The 16,311-nt window shown below is 67.5% G+C and carries 16 protein-coding genes; 8 read left to right on the forward strand and 8 right to left on the reverse strand.

The window, feature by feature from the left end; all coding sequences use genetic code 11:
• Positions 1-47: 47 nt before the first annotated feature.
• The 6 genes from C0J29_RS09615 to C0J29_RS09640 all read left to right on the forward strand — a co-directional run bounded on the left by C0J29_RS09615 (position 48) and on the right by C0J29_RS09640 (position 5,434).
• On the forward strand, positions 48-890 hold the full coding sequence (locus C0J29_RS09615) for an ABC transporter ATP-binding protein (RefSeq protein ID WP_065047905.1): 843 nt from the start codon (positions 48-50) through the stop codon (positions 888-890).
• Complete coding sequence (locus tag C0J29_RS09620) at positions 887-1,717, forward strand: NUDIX hydrolase (RefSeq protein WP_120792173.1); 831 nt, start codon at positions 887-889, stop codon at positions 1,715-1,717. The genes C0J29_RS09615 and C0J29_RS09620 overlap by 4 nt, the downstream gene beginning before the upstream one ends.
• A complete protein-coding gene (locus C0J29_RS09625) occupies positions 1,714-2,481 on the forward strand; it encodes an enoyl-CoA hydratase (RefSeq protein WP_120794650.1) in 768 nt (255 codons plus the stop codon). The genes C0J29_RS09620 and C0J29_RS09625 overlap by 4 nt, the downstream gene beginning before the upstream one ends.
• A gap of 10 nt (positions 2,482-2,491) precedes the next feature.
• Positions 2,492-3,475 carry a class I SAM-dependent methyltransferase gene (locus C0J29_RS09630; RefSeq protein ID WP_065161606.1) on the forward strand — a complete coding sequence of 328 codons (984 nt, stop codon included), beginning with the start codon at positions 2,492-2,494 and terminating at the stop codon, positions 3,473-3,475.
• Positions 3,433-4,671, forward strand: a complete 1,239-nt coding sequence (locus C0J29_RS09635; RefSeq protein ID WP_162951611.1) for a class I SAM-dependent methyltransferase — start codon at positions 3,433-3,435, stop codon at positions 4,669-4,671. Before C0J29_RS09630 ends, C0J29_RS09635 begins: the two co-directional genes overlap by 43 nt.
• A gap of 82 nt (positions 4,672-4,753) precedes the next feature.
• Positions 4,754-5,434, forward strand: coding sequence for an esterase (locus C0J29_RS09640; RefSeq protein WP_065047909.1), 681 nt, complete (start codon positions 4,754-4,756; stop codon positions 5,432-5,434).
• A 68-nt stretch (positions 5,435-5,502) separates the two neighbouring features.
• Here C0J29_RS09640 and C0J29_RS09645 read toward each other — a convergent pair whose 3' ends face one another.
• Positions 5,503-6,729 (reverse strand): outer membrane protein assembly factor BamB family protein, encoded by a 1,227-nt coding sequence (locus C0J29_RS09645; protein ID WP_120794652.1) that lies wholly within the window; start codon positions 6,727-6,729, stop codon positions 5,503-5,505.
• 122 nt (positions 6,730-6,851) lie between these two features.
• Between C0J29_RS09645 and C0J29_RS09650 the strand changes: the two genes are divergently transcribed.
• The gene (locus C0J29_RS09650) at positions 6,852-7,589 is read left to right on the forward strand and encodes an acyltransferase (protein ID WP_065047913.1); all 738 of its coding nucleotides are present in this window, start codon (positions 6,852-6,854) and stop codon (positions 7,587-7,589) included.
• Between the two features lie 93 nt (positions 7,590-7,682).
• Here C0J29_RS09650 and C0J29_RS09655 read toward each other — a convergent pair whose 3' ends face one another.
• From C0J29_RS09655 to C0J29_RS09670, 4 genes are all read right to left on the reverse strand, one after another.
• Positions 7,683-8,228 (reverse strand): anti-apoptotic protein, encoded by a 546-nt coding sequence (locus tag C0J29_RS09655; protein ID WP_065047914.1) that lies wholly within the window; start codon positions 8,226-8,228, stop codon positions 7,683-7,685.
• Between the two features lie 111 nt (positions 8,229-8,339).
• Positions 8,340-9,674: a cryptochrome/photolyase family protein gene (locus tag C0J29_RS09660; RefSeq protein WP_065048063.1), complete on the reverse strand. Its 1,335-nt coding sequence runs from the start codon at positions 9,672-9,674 to the stop codon at positions 8,340-8,342.
• 44 nt (positions 9,675-9,718) lie between these two features.
• Positions 9,719-10,198, reverse strand: a complete 480-nt coding sequence (locus C0J29_RS09665) for a TspO/MBR family protein (protein ID WP_120792174.1) — start codon at positions 10,196-10,198, stop codon at positions 9,719-9,721.
• Positions 10,191-12,236 carry an MMPL family transporter gene (locus tag C0J29_RS09670; protein WP_242460403.1) on the reverse strand — a complete coding sequence of 682 codons (2,046 nt, stop codon included), beginning with the start codon at positions 12,234-12,236 and terminating at the stop codon, positions 10,191-10,193. The genes C0J29_RS09665 and C0J29_RS09670 overlap by 8 nt, the downstream gene beginning before the upstream one ends.
• Before the next feature lie 83 nt (positions 12,237-12,319).
• Here C0J29_RS09670 and C0J29_RS09675 point away from each other — a divergent pair, with 83 nt between their 5' ends.
• A complete protein-coding gene (locus tag C0J29_RS09675; RefSeq protein WP_065047921.1) occupies positions 12,320-12,829 on the forward strand; it encodes a MarR family winged helix-turn-helix transcriptional regulator in 510 nt (169 codons plus the stop codon).
• On the opposite strand, the gene C0J29_RS09680 is transcribed toward C0J29_RS09675, so the two are convergent.
• From C0J29_RS09680 to C0J29_RS09690, 3 genes are all read right to left on the reverse strand, one after another.
• Positions 12,799-15,057: an MMPL family transporter gene (locus C0J29_RS09680; RefSeq protein WP_120792175.1), complete on the reverse strand. Its 2,259-nt coding sequence runs from the start codon at positions 15,055-15,057 to the stop codon at positions 12,799-12,801. The two genes, C0J29_RS09675 and C0J29_RS09680, sit on opposite strands and share 31 nt — an antisense overlap.
• Positions 15,058-15,206: 149 nt before the next feature.
• Positions 15,207-15,605, reverse strand: a complete 399-nt coding sequence (locus C0J29_RS09685; RefSeq protein ID WP_120792176.1) for a hypothetical protein — start codon at positions 15,603-15,605, stop codon at positions 15,207-15,209.
• A 4-nt stretch (positions 15,606-15,609) separates the two neighbouring features.
• Positions 15,610-15,972 (reverse strand): STAS domain-containing protein, encoded by a 363-nt coding sequence (locus tag C0J29_RS09690; RefSeq protein ID WP_162951431.1) that lies wholly within the window; start codon positions 15,970-15,972, stop codon positions 15,610-15,612.
• Positions 15,973-16,311 lie beyond the last annotated feature (339 nt).

The raw sequence follows: 16,311 nt of genomic DNA on the forward strand, positions 1-16,311 counted from the left end.
CGCGACCCGGCAGTCGTTGCGGGCACGCGGTACGGCACGATGGGCGGGTGCCCGAACCCGGCTCGCTCGAGGCCGATCCCGACCTGCTGATCGACTTCAGAAATGTGTCGCTGCGCCGCGGCGGTCGCACGCTGGTTGGCCCGCTGGACTGGGCCGTCGAACTCGACGAACGCTGGGTCATCATCGGCCCCAACGGGGCCGGCAAGACGTCACTGCTGCGTATCGCGGCCGCCTCCGAACACCCGACCACCGGCACCGCGTTCGTGCTGGGAGAGCGCCTCGGCCGGGTCGACGTGAGCGAACTGCGGTCCCGGATCGGATTGAGTTCGTCATCGCTGGCGCAGCGCGTCCCGTCCGACGAAGTGGTGCGCGACCTGGTCGTGTCGGCCGGTTACTCGGTGCTGGGCCGCTGGCGCGAACAATACGAGGACGTCGACTACCGCCGCGCGGTCGACATGCTGGAAAGCCTGGGCGCCGAACATCTCGCCGAGCGCACCTACGGGACGCTGTCCGAGGGCGAACGCAAACGGGTGCTGATCGCCCGTGCGCTGATGACCGACCCCGAACTGCTGCTGCTCGACGAACCCGCTGCCGGCCTGGACCTGGGCGGCCGTGAGGAACTGGTGGCCCGGCTGGCCGACCTGGCCGCCGACCCCGACGCGCCGGCCCTGGTGCTGGTCACCCACCACGTCGAGGAAGTCCCACCCGGATTCAGCCACTGCCTGCTGCTGTCGGAAGGGCAGGCCGTCGCATCCGGTCTGCTGCCCGACGTGCTGACCTCAGAAAACCTCTCCAAAGCGTTCGGGCAGCGGATCGCGCTCGAGGTGGTCGACGGCCGCTACTTCGCCCGCCGCGTTCGCACCCGTGCAGCTCATCGGAGAAGCTCATGAACGAACCACACGTGCCACTGCCGGCGCGGCCGGCCGCCACCGTGATGCTGGTCCGCGACGCTCCCGGCGGCCTCAACATCTTCCTGATGCGCCGGCACTCCGCGATGGAGTTCGCGCCGGGAGTCATCGTGTTCCCCGGCGGCGGGGTCGACGACCGCGACCGCAACGCCGATATCGCCTGGGCCGGCCCGCCACCCGACTGGTGGGCGCAGCGCTTCGGCATCGAAACCGACCTGGCGATCGCGCTGGTCTGCTCGGCGGCGCGGGAGACGTTCGAGGAATCGGGCGTGTTGTTCGCCGGACCGGCCGACCAGGACGGGACGGGGCCGGACAGCATCGTGGGTGACGCTTCGGTCTACCGCGAATCGCGCCACGCGCTGGCCGACCGCACGCTGTCCTTCGCCGACTTCCTGCGCCGAGAGAAGCTGGTGCTGCGCTCGGATCTGCTGCGGCCCTGGGCCAACTGGGTCACCCCGGAAGCCGAGCGCACGCGCCGCTACGACACCTACTTCTTCGTGGCGGCCCTGCCCGAGGGCCAGCGCGCCGACGGCGAGAACACCGAATCCGACCTGTCCGGCTGGGCGCTCCCGCAGGACGCCATTGCCGACTTCGAGGCCGGCCGCAACGTCCTGCTGCCGCCGACCTGGACGCAGCTGGACTCGCTGGCCGGCCGCAGCGTCGCCGAGGTGCTGGCCGTCGAACGCCAGATCGTGCCCATCCAGCCGCTGCTGGAGAAACGTGGCGACAACTGGGTTTTCGAGTTCTTCGACTCCGACCGCTACCACCGGGCGCGCGAGGCCGGCGGATCGATGAAGTGGCCGCTTTGAGCGAGTTCGTGAGCGTCGTGGTGAGCGACGGCTCCCAGGACGCGGGCCTGGCCATGCTGTTGCTGTCCCGGCCGCCCACCAACGCGATGACCCGGCAGGTCTATCGGGAGATCGCTGCCGCGGCCGAGGAATTGGGCCGCCGCGACGACGTCGCGGTGGTGATCCTGTTCGGCGGCCACGAGATCTTCTCCGCCGGCGACGACATGCCCGAACTGCGAACCCTCGACCCGGACGAGGCCGGCATCGCGGCCCGGGTACGCCGCGAGGCCGTCGACGCGGTGGCGGCGATCCCGAAGCCCACCGTCGCCGCCATCACCGGATATGCCCTGGGTGCCGGGCTGACGCTGGCGCTGGCCGCCGACTGGCGGGTCAGCGGCGACAACGTGAAGTTCGGCGCCACCGAGATCCTGGCCGGCCTGGTGCCCGGCGGCGACGGCATGGCTCGCCTGACCCGCGCGGTCGGGCCGAGCAGGGCCAAAGAACTGGTGTACAGCGGCCGGTTCTTCGACGCCGAGGAAGCGCTGGCGCTCGGCCTGATCGACGACATGGTGGCCCCGGACAACGTCTACGACGCCGCGGCGACGTGGGCCAGGCGCTTCCTGGACGGTCCGCGGCCGGCCCTGGCCGCCGCCAAAGCAGGAATCAACGCGGTGTACGAGGCGCCCGCGGACCGGGAGCGCCACGCTGCCGAAGACCGCCGCTACGTCGAGGTGTTCGCCGCTGGTCAGGACGCTGCCGCGAAAGGTGACAGCGACGGCGGTTAGGCTGCCCTGCATGACGAGGAGTTCTGAGATCCCCGCCGACTCGGCGCCTAACCCCCACGCCACCGCCGAGCAGGTGGAAGCGGCCCGGCACGACAGCAAGCTCGCCCAGGTGCTCTACCACGACTGGGAAGCCGAGAGCTACGACGACAAATGGTCCATCTCCTACGACCAGCGCTGCATCGACTACGCCCGCGGGCGCTTCGACGCGATCGTCCCCGAAGACGTGATCCGCGAGCTGCCGTACGACCGCGCGCTGGAACTGGGCTGCGGCACCGGCTTCTTCCTACTCAACCTGATCCAGGCCGGGGTGGCCCGGCGCGGGTCGGTCACCGACCTGTCGCCCGGCATGGTCAAGGTCGCCACCCGCAACGGGCAGTCGCTGGGCCTGGACATCGACGGACGGGTCGCCGACGCCGAAGGCATTCCGTACGACGACAACACCTTTGACCTGGTGGTCGGGCACGCCGTGCTGCACCACATCCCCGACGTCGAGCTGTCGCTGCGCGAGGTGCTGCGCGTGCTCAAGCCGGGCGGCCGGTTCGTGTTCGCGGGGGAGCCGACCACCGTCGGCAACGGTTACGCGCGGGCACTGGCGGACCTGACGTGGAACGTCACCATCCGCGCCGTGAAGCTGCCCGGCCTGGGCAGCTGGCGCCGCCCGCAGGAGGAGATCGACGAGAACTCGCGGGCCGCGGCCCTGGAGTGGATCGTCGACCTGCACACCTTCGACCCGAAGGACCTCGAGCGGATGGCCACCAACGCCGGCGCGGTGCAGGTCAAGACCGCTAGCGAGGAGTTCACCGCCGCCATGCTCGGTTGGCCGGTGCGCACCTTCGAGTCGACGGTCCCGCCCGGAAAGCTGGGCTGGGGCTGGGCGAAGTTCGCCTTCAACGGGTGGAAGGCGCTGAGCTGGGTGGACGCCAACGTCTGGCGGCACGTCGCGCCGAAGGGCTGGTTCTACAACGTGATGGTCACCGGGGTCAAACCCTCCTGACGGTCTTCACCTGCGACGACGTCGGCTATCTGCGCTCGGAGTCGGGCGCCGCGGCCTTGGCGGCCGTCGCGGATTTGGAGTTGAGCGACGCCACCCTGATCGCCGACATCGCCGCGGCGCGCGGCCGGTTCGGTGAGCGGGCGCCGGTACTGGTGGAGACGACGCTGTTGCGTCGCCGGGCCGCCGCGAAGCTCGGCGAGCTGGGGGAGGTGTCGGCGTGGCTGTTCACCGACGAAGCGCTGCAGCAGGCCACCGCCGCGCGCGTCGCCCGGCACCGCGCGGCCCGGCTGGCCGGGCGGGTCGTGCACGACGCGACCTGTTCGATCGGCACCGAGCTGGCGGCCCTGAACGGCGTGGCCGAGCTGGTGATCGGCAGTGACATCGACCCCGTCCGGCTGGCCATGGCGCGCCACAACCTGGGCTCCGGCCTCAATACCGAGGTAGCTCTCTGCCGAGCCGATGCGCTGCACCCGGTCACCCGCGACGCGGCCGTCATCGTCGACCCCGCCCGGCGCAGCGGCGGCCGACGCCGCTTCAGCCCGGCCGATTATCAGCCCGCCCTGGGTCCGCTGCTGCACGCCTACCGCGGTCGCGATATTGCGGTGAAGTGTTCTCCTGGAATCGATTTCGACGAACTCGGCAGACTCGGATTCGACGGGGAGATCGAGATTACGTCATATGACGGCGCGGTCCGGGAGGCCTGCCTGTGGTCGGGTGGTCTGGCGCAGCCCGGTGTGCGCCGCCGAGCGAGCGTCCTGGATCGCGACGAACAGATCACCTCGGCCGATCCGGACGACTGCCCGGTGGGGCCGGCGGGCCGATGGATCGTCGATCCCGACGGCGCCGTCGTCCGGGCCGGGCTGGTCCGTCACTACGGCGCCCGGCACGGATTGTGGCAACTCGACCCCGACATCGCCTACCTCTCCGGTGACCGGCTGCCGCCCGGAGTGCGTGGCTTCGAGGTCCTCGAGCAGCTGGCCTTCGACGAACGGCGGTTGCGTCAGGCCCTGTCGGCACTGGACTGTGGCGCGGCCGAAATCCTGGTCCGCGGTGTCCAGGTAGATCCCGACGTCCTGCGCCGGCGACTGCGGTTGCGCGGCGGTACGGCGCTGTCGGTGGTGATCGCGAGGATCGGACGCAGCGGTGCGAAGAGCGCCAGTCACGCGGTGGCCTACGTTTGCCGGCCGTCCCGGTAACGCCGGGTACGCTGACGGCGATTAGCTCATAGGGCGTACTCACGCCACTTTGGTGTGCAAAAACTCAAGGACAGAAACGACGATGCGTTATTTGATAGCGGCCGCAGCGCTGACCGCTGCCGCCGCGCTGGGCTGGCCGGCCAGCGCCGCGCCGCCGTCCTGTGCGGCGTTGGGCGGCACGGTCGAGGCCGCCGAGATCTGCCACGTCCACCAGTCCAGCGCCACGTACACGTTGGACATGACCTTCCCGGTGGATTACCCCGACCAACAGGCACTGACCGACTACATCACGCAGAACCGCGACGGCTTCGTCAACGTCGCGCAAGGATCCGGGCGGCGCGACCAGCCCTACCAGATGGAAGCCACCAACGAGCAGCACAGTTCCGGACAGCCGCCCCGCACCCGCAGCGTGGTGCTGAAGTTCTTCCAGGACCTCGGCGGAGCCCGGCCGTCCAACTGGTTCAAGGCGTTCAACTACAACCTCGCGAGCAAGCAGCCCATCACCTTCGACTCGCTGTTCGCGCCCAACACCAACGCGCTGGACACCATCTTCCCGATCGTGCAGCGCGAGCTGGAACACCAGACCGGTCTGGGTGTGGCGATCTCGCCGGGTGCCGGTCACGACCCGACCAACTACCAGAACTTCGCGATCACCGACGACGCGCTGATCTTCTACTTCGCCCAGGGTGAGTTGCTGCCGTCGTTTGCCGGCGCCACCCAGGTCCAGGTGCCCCGCGGCTCGATCCCGCCGCTGGCGATCTAATTGACGTTCACTCTGCGCGTGTGGCGACGAACTGCGAGTAGCTCACGCCCTCACCGCAGAGTCAACGGTTAGGCGGGGTCGAAGGAGTACACCTGGCCGTCGCTGGTGGTGACCACCACCTGCCGGTCCTTGCCCACGGACACGCCCAGCGGAGCTCCGGTGGCCGCGGGAAGCGGATAGCTGTTGATCGTGTGGCCGTCGCCCGGGTCGAACACCAGCAGGGTCATGCCCGCCGCCACTGTGTAGCCGAGCCCGCCCCCGGCCAGAGACGACGTGGTCAGCGGGGTGACGTCCTCGCGTCGCCAGGCCGGGTCGGCATGGTCGTCGCGGTCGCGGAAGGCGGCCAGCCGGGCATCGGGGCCACCGCCGGCGACGATCAGCCCCTGCGGAGTGACCGTGGGCGGCGTCTGGGCTGTAAAGCCAAGCGGCACAGACCATTTCACTTTACCGTCGGCAGCGTGCAGCGCCCAAAGCCGTTGGTCACGACCGTTGACGTAGACGGTGGCTCCGTCGGCGGACAGGACGGGACTGGCAAGCACCCCGGCGCCGACCGCGTCGCTGGTCCAGTCGCGGAACAGCTGACCGCCGCGGTACTTCAGCCCGATCAGCCCCGCTGCCGGCGCCCCCGGCTGCCACACATTGACCACCACCGTGCCGCTCGCCGCCGAGAACGCGGGTGCGGCCGCCACCGGACAGCCCGCGCGCGCCGGCGCGCAGTCGGCCAGCCCGCGGGTCGCATCGGCCGGGTCGACGCCTTCCACCAGATCCAGGGCGGTCCCGACCACGGCGCCGCGGTGGGTGTCGAACACCAGCAGCTGTCCCAGGTGCGTGCTCACCAGGAGATGGCCGTCGCCCAGGAACCGCGGGGTGGTCGGCATCCCGATCACCGGCTCGCGCCAGCGCGTCCACTGAGTCGGCGGAAACGAGATGATGGCCCCGGGCTGCCCGACGTAGAGGTTGTCGAAGCCGTCGAACAGCGGGCCGCCGAAGCCGCCGCCCTGCACCAGCCGGGTGCACCAGCGTTGCCGGCCGTTGCCGATCTCCCACTCCATGAAGGAGCAGCCGCCGGACGTCTGCGCGTTGAGCGCCAGGAAACCGCGCGCCCCGAGGGCGGGCCCGGCCGCCAGGCTGCCCTTGGCCGAACGCGTCCACCGCAGCGCCAGCTTGCCGGCCCCCGCCGTCGGGCTGTAACTGCTGTTGGCCGCGTCGCCGTACTGCGCCGGCCAGCCCTGCGCGGGCGCGGCGTCCACCCAGGAGTCGGTGTTACCGCAACCGCCGAGCGCGAGGGTGAACATGGCCACCAGGACAGCCGTCAGGAGACGTCGCGCGAGCACACGTGAGGGTATCGCGGGCGGACCGGCGGCCGACTCCGCAGCCCGCCGGTCCCGCCGTCGCCGTCCTCGGTAGGCTTCGGCACATGACGAGCATGTGGGGTGCTCCGCTCCATCGCAGGTGGCGCGGGGGGCGGCTCAGAGACCCGCGCCAGGCGAAATTCCTGACGCTGGCGTCGCTGAGGTGGGTACTGCGCAACAAGGCCTACACACCGTGGTACCTGGTGCGCTACTGGCGACTGCTGAAGTTCAAGCTGCAGAATCCGCACATCATCACTCGCGGCATGGTGTTCCTCGGCAAGGGTGTCGAGATCCACTGCACGCCCGAGTTGGCGCAGCTGGAGATCGGCCGCTGGGTGCATATCGGGGACAAGAACACCATCCGGGCGCACGAGGGTTCGCTGCGGTTCGGCGACAAGGTCGTGCTGGGCCGGGACAACGTCATCAATTGCTACCTCGACATCGAGCTCGGCGACTCCGCGCTGATGGCCGACTGGTGTTATCTGTGCGATTTCGACCACCGGATGGACGACATCACGCTTCCGATCAAGGACCAGGGCATCATCAAGTCCCCGGTGCGGATCGGGCCTGACACCTGGATCGGGGTCAAGGTGTCGGTGCTGCGCGGCACGGCCGTCGGCCGGGGTTGCGTGCTGGGGTCGCACGCGGTGGTCCGCGGCGTCATCCCGGACTATTCGATCGCGGTCGGCGCCCCGGCCAAGGTGGTCAAGAACCGCAAACTGTCCTGGGAGACCTCGGCAGCCCAACGCGCCGAACTGGCCGCCGCCCTGGCTGATATCGAGCGCAAGAAGGCCGCTCAGTAACGCAGGCTTGGCTGGCGGACGGCGCGGGTGCGCAGCGCCAGTCTCGACGGTCCACGCGCCGGAATGACGGTCCCCGCGCCGGAATGAAACGGCTTACTCGGGGTGGTCGTCGACCTTGAAGTCGAAGTTGACATCCCCGCCGGCCACGTCGGTGACGGTCACGTTGATGCCGTACTTGGAACTGCCGTCGGTGAGTTGGCAGCGCAGCGTGGCGCCCTGGTAGCCCTTCAAGTTCTCCGGGCAGGTCACCGCATCGGGCCGCTGACCCACCTGCTGGTTCAGCCGGTCGCTGATGATGCGTGCGACCTGGTCCTTGTCGACCGTCTCCACCATGTCGAACTTGACGTCCTTGCCCTCGACGCTGGTGACGGTGACGTTGACGTTGAAGGTCTCGTCCTTCACCTTCATCTCGCAGTTCGTCTGCGCGCCCACCTTGGCCGGCAGGTCGTCCGGACAGCTCACCGAACTCGGCTTGTTGCCGTTGGCGTCGGTCATCTTGGTGATGATCTGGCCGGCGACGTCCTTCTTGCTCACCGTCTTGGGCCCCGACGATCCGACCGAGCACGAGCAGGCCCCGGCGCTGGCCATCAGGCCGACGGCGGCACCCGAAACCAGCAACGTCCGAACGAACCGAGCCATAGCGCCTCCCTGGCGTGTGCAGAACCCTGACATGAGTCGGGGAGATAATTGCACGCCGGAGAAGATCTGCAAAGCAATACGACAAGAAGTGCTCAGGTCAGCGCGTCCGGGTCAGCTGATGTCGCGGTAGCGGCGCAAGGCCTCCGTTCGCTCAGCGGCATGGTCGACGATGGGTGCGGGATAGCCTTCCGGCCGTTTCCCCTTGGACAGATGGACATCGTCGGCGTCGTTCAGTTCCGGGACCCAGCGACGAATGTAATCGCCTGCGGGATCGAACTTTTCGCCCTGCTTCGTCGGGTTGAACACCCGGAAGTAGGGTGCCGCGTCGGTCCCGCAGCCGGCACTCCACTGCCACCCGTGCTGGTTGTTGGCCATGTCGCCGTCCACCAGTTGTTCGAGGAACCAGCGGGCGCCCCACTGCCACGGCAGGTGCAGGTCTTTCACCAGGAACGAGGCGACGATCATGCGCACCCGGTTGTGCATGAACCCGGTCTCGCGCAGTTGACGCATCCCGGCGTCTACGAACGGGTAGCCGGTCTCACCCGCTTTCCAGGCTTCGAACCGGCGCTTCGCCTGCTCGTCGGTGTCGGTCTCGATGGCATCGAAGTCGCGGTTCCAATTCCACCAGACGCTGTGCGGCCAGTGATGCAGGACCGAGGCGTAGAAATCGCGGAATGCCAACTCCCGCAAGTAAGCTGAGTCACCCTGGCGCCGCCGGTTCAGGTCGGCGACCAGGGTTCGCGGGTGGATGGTGCCGAACTTGAGGTGCGCTGACATCCGGCTGGTGCCCGGCAGGTCCGGCCGGTTGCGGTCGTCGGCGTAGCCTTTCACCCGGCTGTCAAGGAATGTCGCCCACTGCGAAAGTGCCGCTGCCTCACCGGCAGCGAGATCCAGGTCGGCTCCGGGGTCGGGGATCTTGGCCGGTTTTCCGCCCTTCACCTTCGACGGGTCGACCCAGCGGGCGGAATCGGCGCCGGTCGCGGCGGGGGAGCGCCAGCCGGTTTCGCGCCACCTGCCGAAGAAGGGTGTGAACACCTTGTACGGGGTGCCGTCGTCCTTGACGACCCGGCCGGGTGAAACCAGGTACGGCGAGCCCGTCGCGACCAGCGGGACCGAACCCAGCTCGTCGCGGACCCGCTCGTCGCGGCGCTTCCCGAACGGCGTGAAGTCCTCGGAGATGTGCACCGACGACGCGTCAATCGACTTGGCCAGAGCAGGAATTCGCTCCTCGGGACGCCCGCGGGTGACCAGCAGTCGGCCGCCCAGATCGTCGTTCAGTTGGCGCAGCGAGTCGCCGAGAAACTGCAGGCGCCGCGGGCCCGAGGAGGCTTCCAGCCGCGGGTCGAGAACGAAGCAGGCCAGTACCTCATCTTTCTCCGATGCTGCCGCAAGCGCGGGATGATCCCCCAGGCGCAGGTCGCGTCGAAACCACAACAGTGCCGGCACTTTCATTCCCCCTTCAGTGTTGAGCCCCCCAGCGTGCGAGCCCGTCAGCGATTGAGCCGCCACACACTCGTCGCCAGGACGGTGGCGAATCCACACCACAGCGGGTAGGGCAGCAACGCCCACCCCTTGCGCGGGTCGGCGTCGACGGCCCGCCGCACCAGATCGGCGCTGCTGATGGTCAGCGCGGCGGCGCCCACCGCAGAGGGGCCCAGCTTGTGGTAGCGGAAGAACAGCCAACTCCAGCCCGCGTTGATGGCCAAATTGGCTCCGAGGGCTGCGATGTAGCCGCGGGCTTCCTCGTCGCGCCCGGCTTCGCGGAATCGGTCGATGGTGTTCGCCGAGGTGATCGCGATATCGGTGTAGAGACTCGTCCAGGCAATGGGGAAGGCGACCTTCGGTGGCTGGAAACTCGGCTTGCGAAGCCGGTCGTACCAGCCGGGGGTGCGGTTCGGGCTGGCTACGCTTCCGGAGGCCGCGGCCGCGGTGACGGCCAAGGCGGTTCCGGCCAGAGTCGACTTACTCATGATGTTTCCCTTCGGTTTTGGCGTGAGTGAGGTCGGCGGGCCACCAGATACGGTCGCCGATGATTGCGAACAGTGCGGGGATCACCAGGGTGCGCACGACGAAGGTGTCCAGCAGGATGCCCAGGCCGACGATGATGCCCAGTTGGGTCATGACGATCAGCGGCAGGACGCCGAGGACGCAAAAGACCGCGGCCAGAACGATTCCCGCGCTGGTGATGACGCCGCCGGTCGCGGACACCGCGCGAACCATGCCGTTCCGCGCGCCATGCTCGGCTGCCTCCTCGCGCGCCCGGGTGACCAGGAAGATCGTGTAGTCCACCCCGAGCGCGGCCAGAAACAGGAACGCGTAGAGCGGGGCGATGTTGTCCAGCGCCGGGAAACCGAACACATGCATGCTCGCCCAGCCGCCCAGGCCCAGCGCGGCCAGTGCTCCCAGAATGGTTGCCGCCAAAAGAGTCGGCGGGGCCAGGGCCGAGCGCAGCAGCGCGTACAGGACGACCAGAATCACCAGCAGAATCGCCGGTATCAACAGAATCCGGTCGTGGACGGCGGCGTCCCGCACGTCGAGCGCCTGGGCGTCCGGGCCGCCGACCAGCGCGTCGGACGTTACCGCCTTCGTCGAATGCCGCAGCGCCGCAACGGTAGTGAACGCCTGCGGCGAGGACGGCGCGGCGTCGGTCACCACCGACCACTTGGTGAGCCCGCTCGCCGAGGTGCCGGACGGGTTGGCCGAGATGACGCCCGCAGTCTCGGTGATCGCCTGTTGCACCTGCGGTGCCTTGTCGGTCGGGGCGATCACTTCGGTCGGATTCGCCAGACCCGCCGGGAAGTGCTGGGCCACGATATCGAACCCGGTCACCGAATCCGCTTTGACGCGAAACTGTTCCGTCTGCGACAGGCCGATGCGGGTACTGAGCAGACCGGTGGCCAGCACGCCCAGCAACACGATGGTGACCGACGCGACCAATGCCGGACGGCGCGATACGGATTCAGCGACGCGGTGCCAGATGCCGGTATCCGTCGCGTCGTGCGTGGTGTCGCCAGGCTGGGGTATGAACGGCCAGAACAACCGCCTTCCGCACACCGCGAGCAGCGGCGGCAGCAGCACCAGTACCGAGACCGCGGCGACCAACAGCCCGCAGGCGGCCAGCGCTCCCAGGCTGCGGGTGCTGGGGGTGGACGCGAAGATCAGGGTGAGCAACGCCAGCACCACGGTCGCGTTGCTGGCCACGATCGCCGGCCCGGCCATCCGGACCGCCCGCCGCAACGCGTCCCGGTGATCCCGGTGGCGCCGAAGTTCTTGCCGGTAGCGCGAAATCAGCAACAACGCGTAGTTGGTGCCCGCACCGAACACCAGCACGCTGGTGATGCCGGATGTGGAACCGTCGAAGTTCAGTCCGGTCAGCGACGCCACCGCGACACCGACGGCGCTGGCCAACCGGTCGGCGAAGCCGATCACGACGAGCGGCACCAGCCACAGCACCGGCGAGCGGTAGGTGGCGATCAGCAGCAGGGCCACCACCGAGGCGGTCACCGCGAGCAGGGTGATGTTGGCGTTGCTGAACGCGTTGGCGATGTCGGCCCCGAATGCCGGTCCGCCGGTGACGTGCGCCGTCATTCCCGCTGGCAAGCCCTGATTCGCGGCGCTGCGCAGCGCCGCCACAGCATCGTTGAGTGGTAGCCCGGACAGTTCGGCGCTGATCGGCACCACCCCGATCGCTGCCTTGCCGTCCGCCGACACCAGCACCGGCGCCGGCGGGTTGCCGGCGTGGATGGTGGTCTGCATCCGGTCGCGGGCGCCCTCGCACGCCTGTTTCAGAGCATCCGGGGCGCCGGCACCGTTGACCACCACGATCAGCGGTACCCGGTCACCACCGGGGAACTGGTTGGACAGCTGCTGCACCTTCGCCGAATCAGAATCGGTAGGCACCGAGAGCGGCGCCTGCCCCGCTGCGGCATTCCCGCCGACCAGTGCCATGAAACCGGCGGCCAACACAAAGAGACCCAGAGCGAGCAGCCAGGAACGGCGTCGGGTCACTGTTGCGGCAAGTCCGTCCCACACTCCTTAAGCATTTCAGTAACTGAAATATTAATCAACTGAAAATACGGCCGAAAACCGATATGCTGCTCATCGGTATGGAATCCGACGAGCCGGCGTGCCAACGGGCCGCCCTGGAATCGCAGATCACTGCAGATCTGCGGGAGTTGTCGTCTGAATCCGACCAGATCGGCCGGATTTTCGCAGTCTCCCACGATGTCCGGCCCACCGACTTTCGCGCCCTACTGCACATCATGGTCGCCGAGACTGCTGGTCAGCCAATGACGTCCGGGGACCTGAGTCATCGGATGGGGCTCTCCGGCGCGGCGATCACCTACCTTGTCGACCGACTGATCGACTCGGGTCACATCCGCAGGGATTCCCATCCCGCTGATCGGCGCAAGGTGATCCTGCGCCATGCCGAGTCGGGCATGACCACCGCGCGGTCATTCTTCACTCCGCTCGGGCAGCACACCCACGATGCGATGGCTGATCTTCCCGACGCCGATCTGGCTGCCGCGCACCGGGTTTTCGATGCGCTGCTGGCCGCGATGCGGCAGTTTCAGACTGAACTCGGCCCCACCGATTCCTGAAGCGGTTGGGGTAAACCGCGTACCGGGGTGACGGTGAACCTGCGCCGGTGCCATCCGGCCAGCGGCTTGGGCGCCCACCAGTTGAGCCGACCGAGCACATGCATGAAAGCGGGGACGAGGATCATGCGGATGACGGTGGCGTCCACCAGGATCGCGATGGTCAATCCGACGGCGAACATCCGCATGAACGACACCCCGGCGGACATGAGGGCGGCGAACGAGATCGACATCAGCAACGCCGCGGCGGTGACGACCCGACCGGTGCGGGCGATCCCCAGCGCGACGCTTTCGTCGTTGTCGGCCTGGGTCTGTGTTGAGGCGAGCCAGTATTCGCGGATGCGGGACAGCAGGAAGACTTCGTAATCCATGGACAGCCCGAATGCGATGCAGAACATCAACACCGGGACGTTCACCGCCAAGGTCCCGGTAGGAGTGGTACCCGCCGCCCCGAGGTGGCCTTCCTGGAAGATCCACACCAACGCACCGAACGTCGCGGTGAGCGAAAGCATGTTGAGCAGCAGGGCCTTTACCGGCAGCACCACGCTGCCGGACAGCAGGAACAACAGCACCAGCATCACGACCGCGATGAAGCCGAACACCAGGGGCAATCGGGAGGTGATTCCGTGCACGCAGTCGCGATTCGTCTGGGCCAGACCGGTGATCAATGCCGCTTTGTCCGCAGGCAGCGTGACCTCATGAACCCGGGCCAGTTGCTCCTCCGATGCCGTCGTGTACAGAGCGGCGGTGCTATCCAATGTGAGAAACGCTGCACCGTCGGCCATTCCGGCCGGCGCCGACGGCGGTCCCTTGGGCTCACCGGCGATGAAGGTGCCGGTCGGCGCGGACACCGAAGAGACATCCGGCAACCGGGACAACTCCGCGGCGTAGGTGTCGACATCCGAGCGGCTCAGTCCCGAGGTGTCGGGAATGACGATCTTGATTCGGGTCGCCGAGTTCGACGGGAACTCGGCACGGATCCGGTCGTTGGCCACCCGCGCCGACGAATCGGCCGGCAGCACGCGATCGTCGGCATACCCCCACTTCACCCCGAGGAAGGGGGTGCCCAGCGCAAGCAGCAGCACGACCAAAATCAGTCCCAGTGGGATCGCTTGTCGGATAACGAATTTCGCCAGCCGATACCAGAAGTTCTGCTCGATCGGACGGGCCGACGGTTGCGGCAGACGAAGCATCCGCCGCCCCACCCGACGGACGTCGAACGCGTCGATCCGGTTGCCCAGCAACATCAGCACGGCCGGCGTCAACGAGACTGCGGCCGCAGCGGCGAAGGCCACCACCGCGATGCCGGCATAGGCGAAGGACTTGAGGAAGTACATCGGGAAGAAAATCATTCCGAGCAGCGCGAGCGCCACCGTCATCGCGGAGAAGAGTACGGTTCGGCCGGCGGTGGCCATGGTGTGCAGCACGGCTTCATCGGGTGGCACTCCCTCGGCCAGTTCATCCCGGTAGCGGCTGATGATCAGCAGCGTGTAGTCGATGGCCAACGCGAATCCCAGTGCGACGCTGACGTTCAGGGCAAAGATCGACACGTCGGTGACCAGTGCGATTCCACGCAGCGCGGCCAGTGAGCCCAGGATCGCGAAGCCGCCGACCGCCACCGGCAGCGCGGCCGCCAGCACACCTCCGAAGACCCACACCAGGGCGATGAAGCTCAGCGGAATGGCGATGACTTCCATTCGGAGCAGGTCGTTTTCGGTCTGTTTGTTGATCTGTGCGTAGACCATTGCCGACCCGCCGGCCTGCACTGTGACGCCGTCGCGGTCGCCGACGAAACGGTCCGCCAAGGTCTGCGCGTTCTTGGCGGCGGTGTTCTCGTCGCCCTTGAGCGTCGCGACGATCATGGCCGTTCTGTCGTCGGCGCTGAGCGTGCCCGGAGTGGGCTGCGGTTGCCAGGGTGAGGCGACCTGGAAGACGAACGGCGATTCGGTGAGTTGCCGGGCCAGGTCGGTGCCCACCAGGTGCCCGGTGCCGGCCTTCACTCCGGCCGGCGAGCTCACCAGCAGGACCAACTCCATGTCACCCTGGTGAAACGTGCCGGTCAGCAGCCCCGAGGCGCGGGCCGACTCGGAGGTGGGGTCTAGGAACCCTCCTCCGGACAGACTGCGGGCAGCCGGGATGCCGAAGACGGCAGCCGCGATCATCACCAGGGCGGCACCGGCGATCACCCGTCGCGGCGCGGCGACGCAGACTCGGGCAAGTTGCGCAAGCATGGTCCGTCCTCGTGATGACGCATCTCGGCCAACCGTTGCAACGGTTAAGATTATTAAACATTAATCTAATGAAGCGACGGCTGCTAGCTGTAACGAGGCGGATGTGCCGCTGGTTCAACGCTATTGCGACAACGATGTTGATGTGTGAATCACTTGCCGAACTTCACCTCCCTTTCCAGAGCTTCAGGATCGGCCACCGTCACCGTCAACGCCGAATGATCCCGAAACCCGATCACCCGGTGGATCTTCGGTTCGAAGTGTATGCACACGCCGGCCTTGGCGTTGGTTCCGAACGTGAGTCCGTCGTCGGCCATCGACAGGCGTGGGCCGACGGCGGTCCACCAGCGGTAGGGACCGGTGACGTGCGCATCGACCACGTCGGAGAGGGGCGCTTCCGCGCGCAACGGCCCGTACCGGGCGACAAATCGGCCGTCGTCGGTCAGTGTGACCCCCTGTTCGCCCGGCCAGCGAAAGGGTAGCCACAACGGCGCCAGGCGTGGGTCGTAGTGGTAGGGGAAGTGTCGGCCCCGCGGCGTGGGTGAGCCCATCGCCCTACCGCACCATGCCCGGTGCCTGACGCCGGGTGGCAAGGGCGTCCTCGATCAGCTGCAGAGCTTCCGGCACGGATCTGACCAGCGGCAGACCGTGATCCCGCACCACGCGAACCAGCGGGCGCAGGGCGACACCGGTGACGATCCTGCAGTAGAGACCGGCAGCCTGGTGCTGGTGGTTGAGGGCAAGAAGTTGCTGGAATCCCTCGATGCCCAGAAAGTCGAGGTGGCTGAGATCGATGATCAAGGGCGTGCGCGCTTTGGTGAAGCGCCGGACTTCCGCTGCGATCTGTCCGGCGTTGGCCGCGTCGACACCGCCGTCAATGCGGACAACGGTCGCCAGACTGCGGGCGTATACGAACATTTGTGCCCCATCGCAATTCACCACATAGCGGTAGCGGGGACGTCGTTGGTCTTGGGAATCTACAGCGTGCATCGGCATGGCCTATCAAGTTGTGGGTGAAACCGATGGAACTCGATGTTCCAGAGCTCCGGGACTGTAGCTGCGGACTCAACTGACACCAGCCTAGACGCATTCCTGGCGTGGCGTCCGCCCAGTGACCAGGGCAACAAGCTTACGGACCTTAAATCAATTAAACATTCAGTAACTTAACAAAATGCTTGATCGCGCGTATGCTGAACGTGCCGAGGCTACTGCCCGGGTGGTGGTTCAGCAGTGACGACGCCGGTCTGAGCACGGGCT

The sequence above is a fragment of the Mycobacterium paragordonae genome (assembly GCF_003614435.1).
In the GTDB taxonomy this organism is placed as follows: domain Bacteria; phylum Actinomycetota; class Actinomycetes; order Mycobacteriales; family Mycobacteriaceae; genus Mycobacterium; species Mycobacterium paragordonae.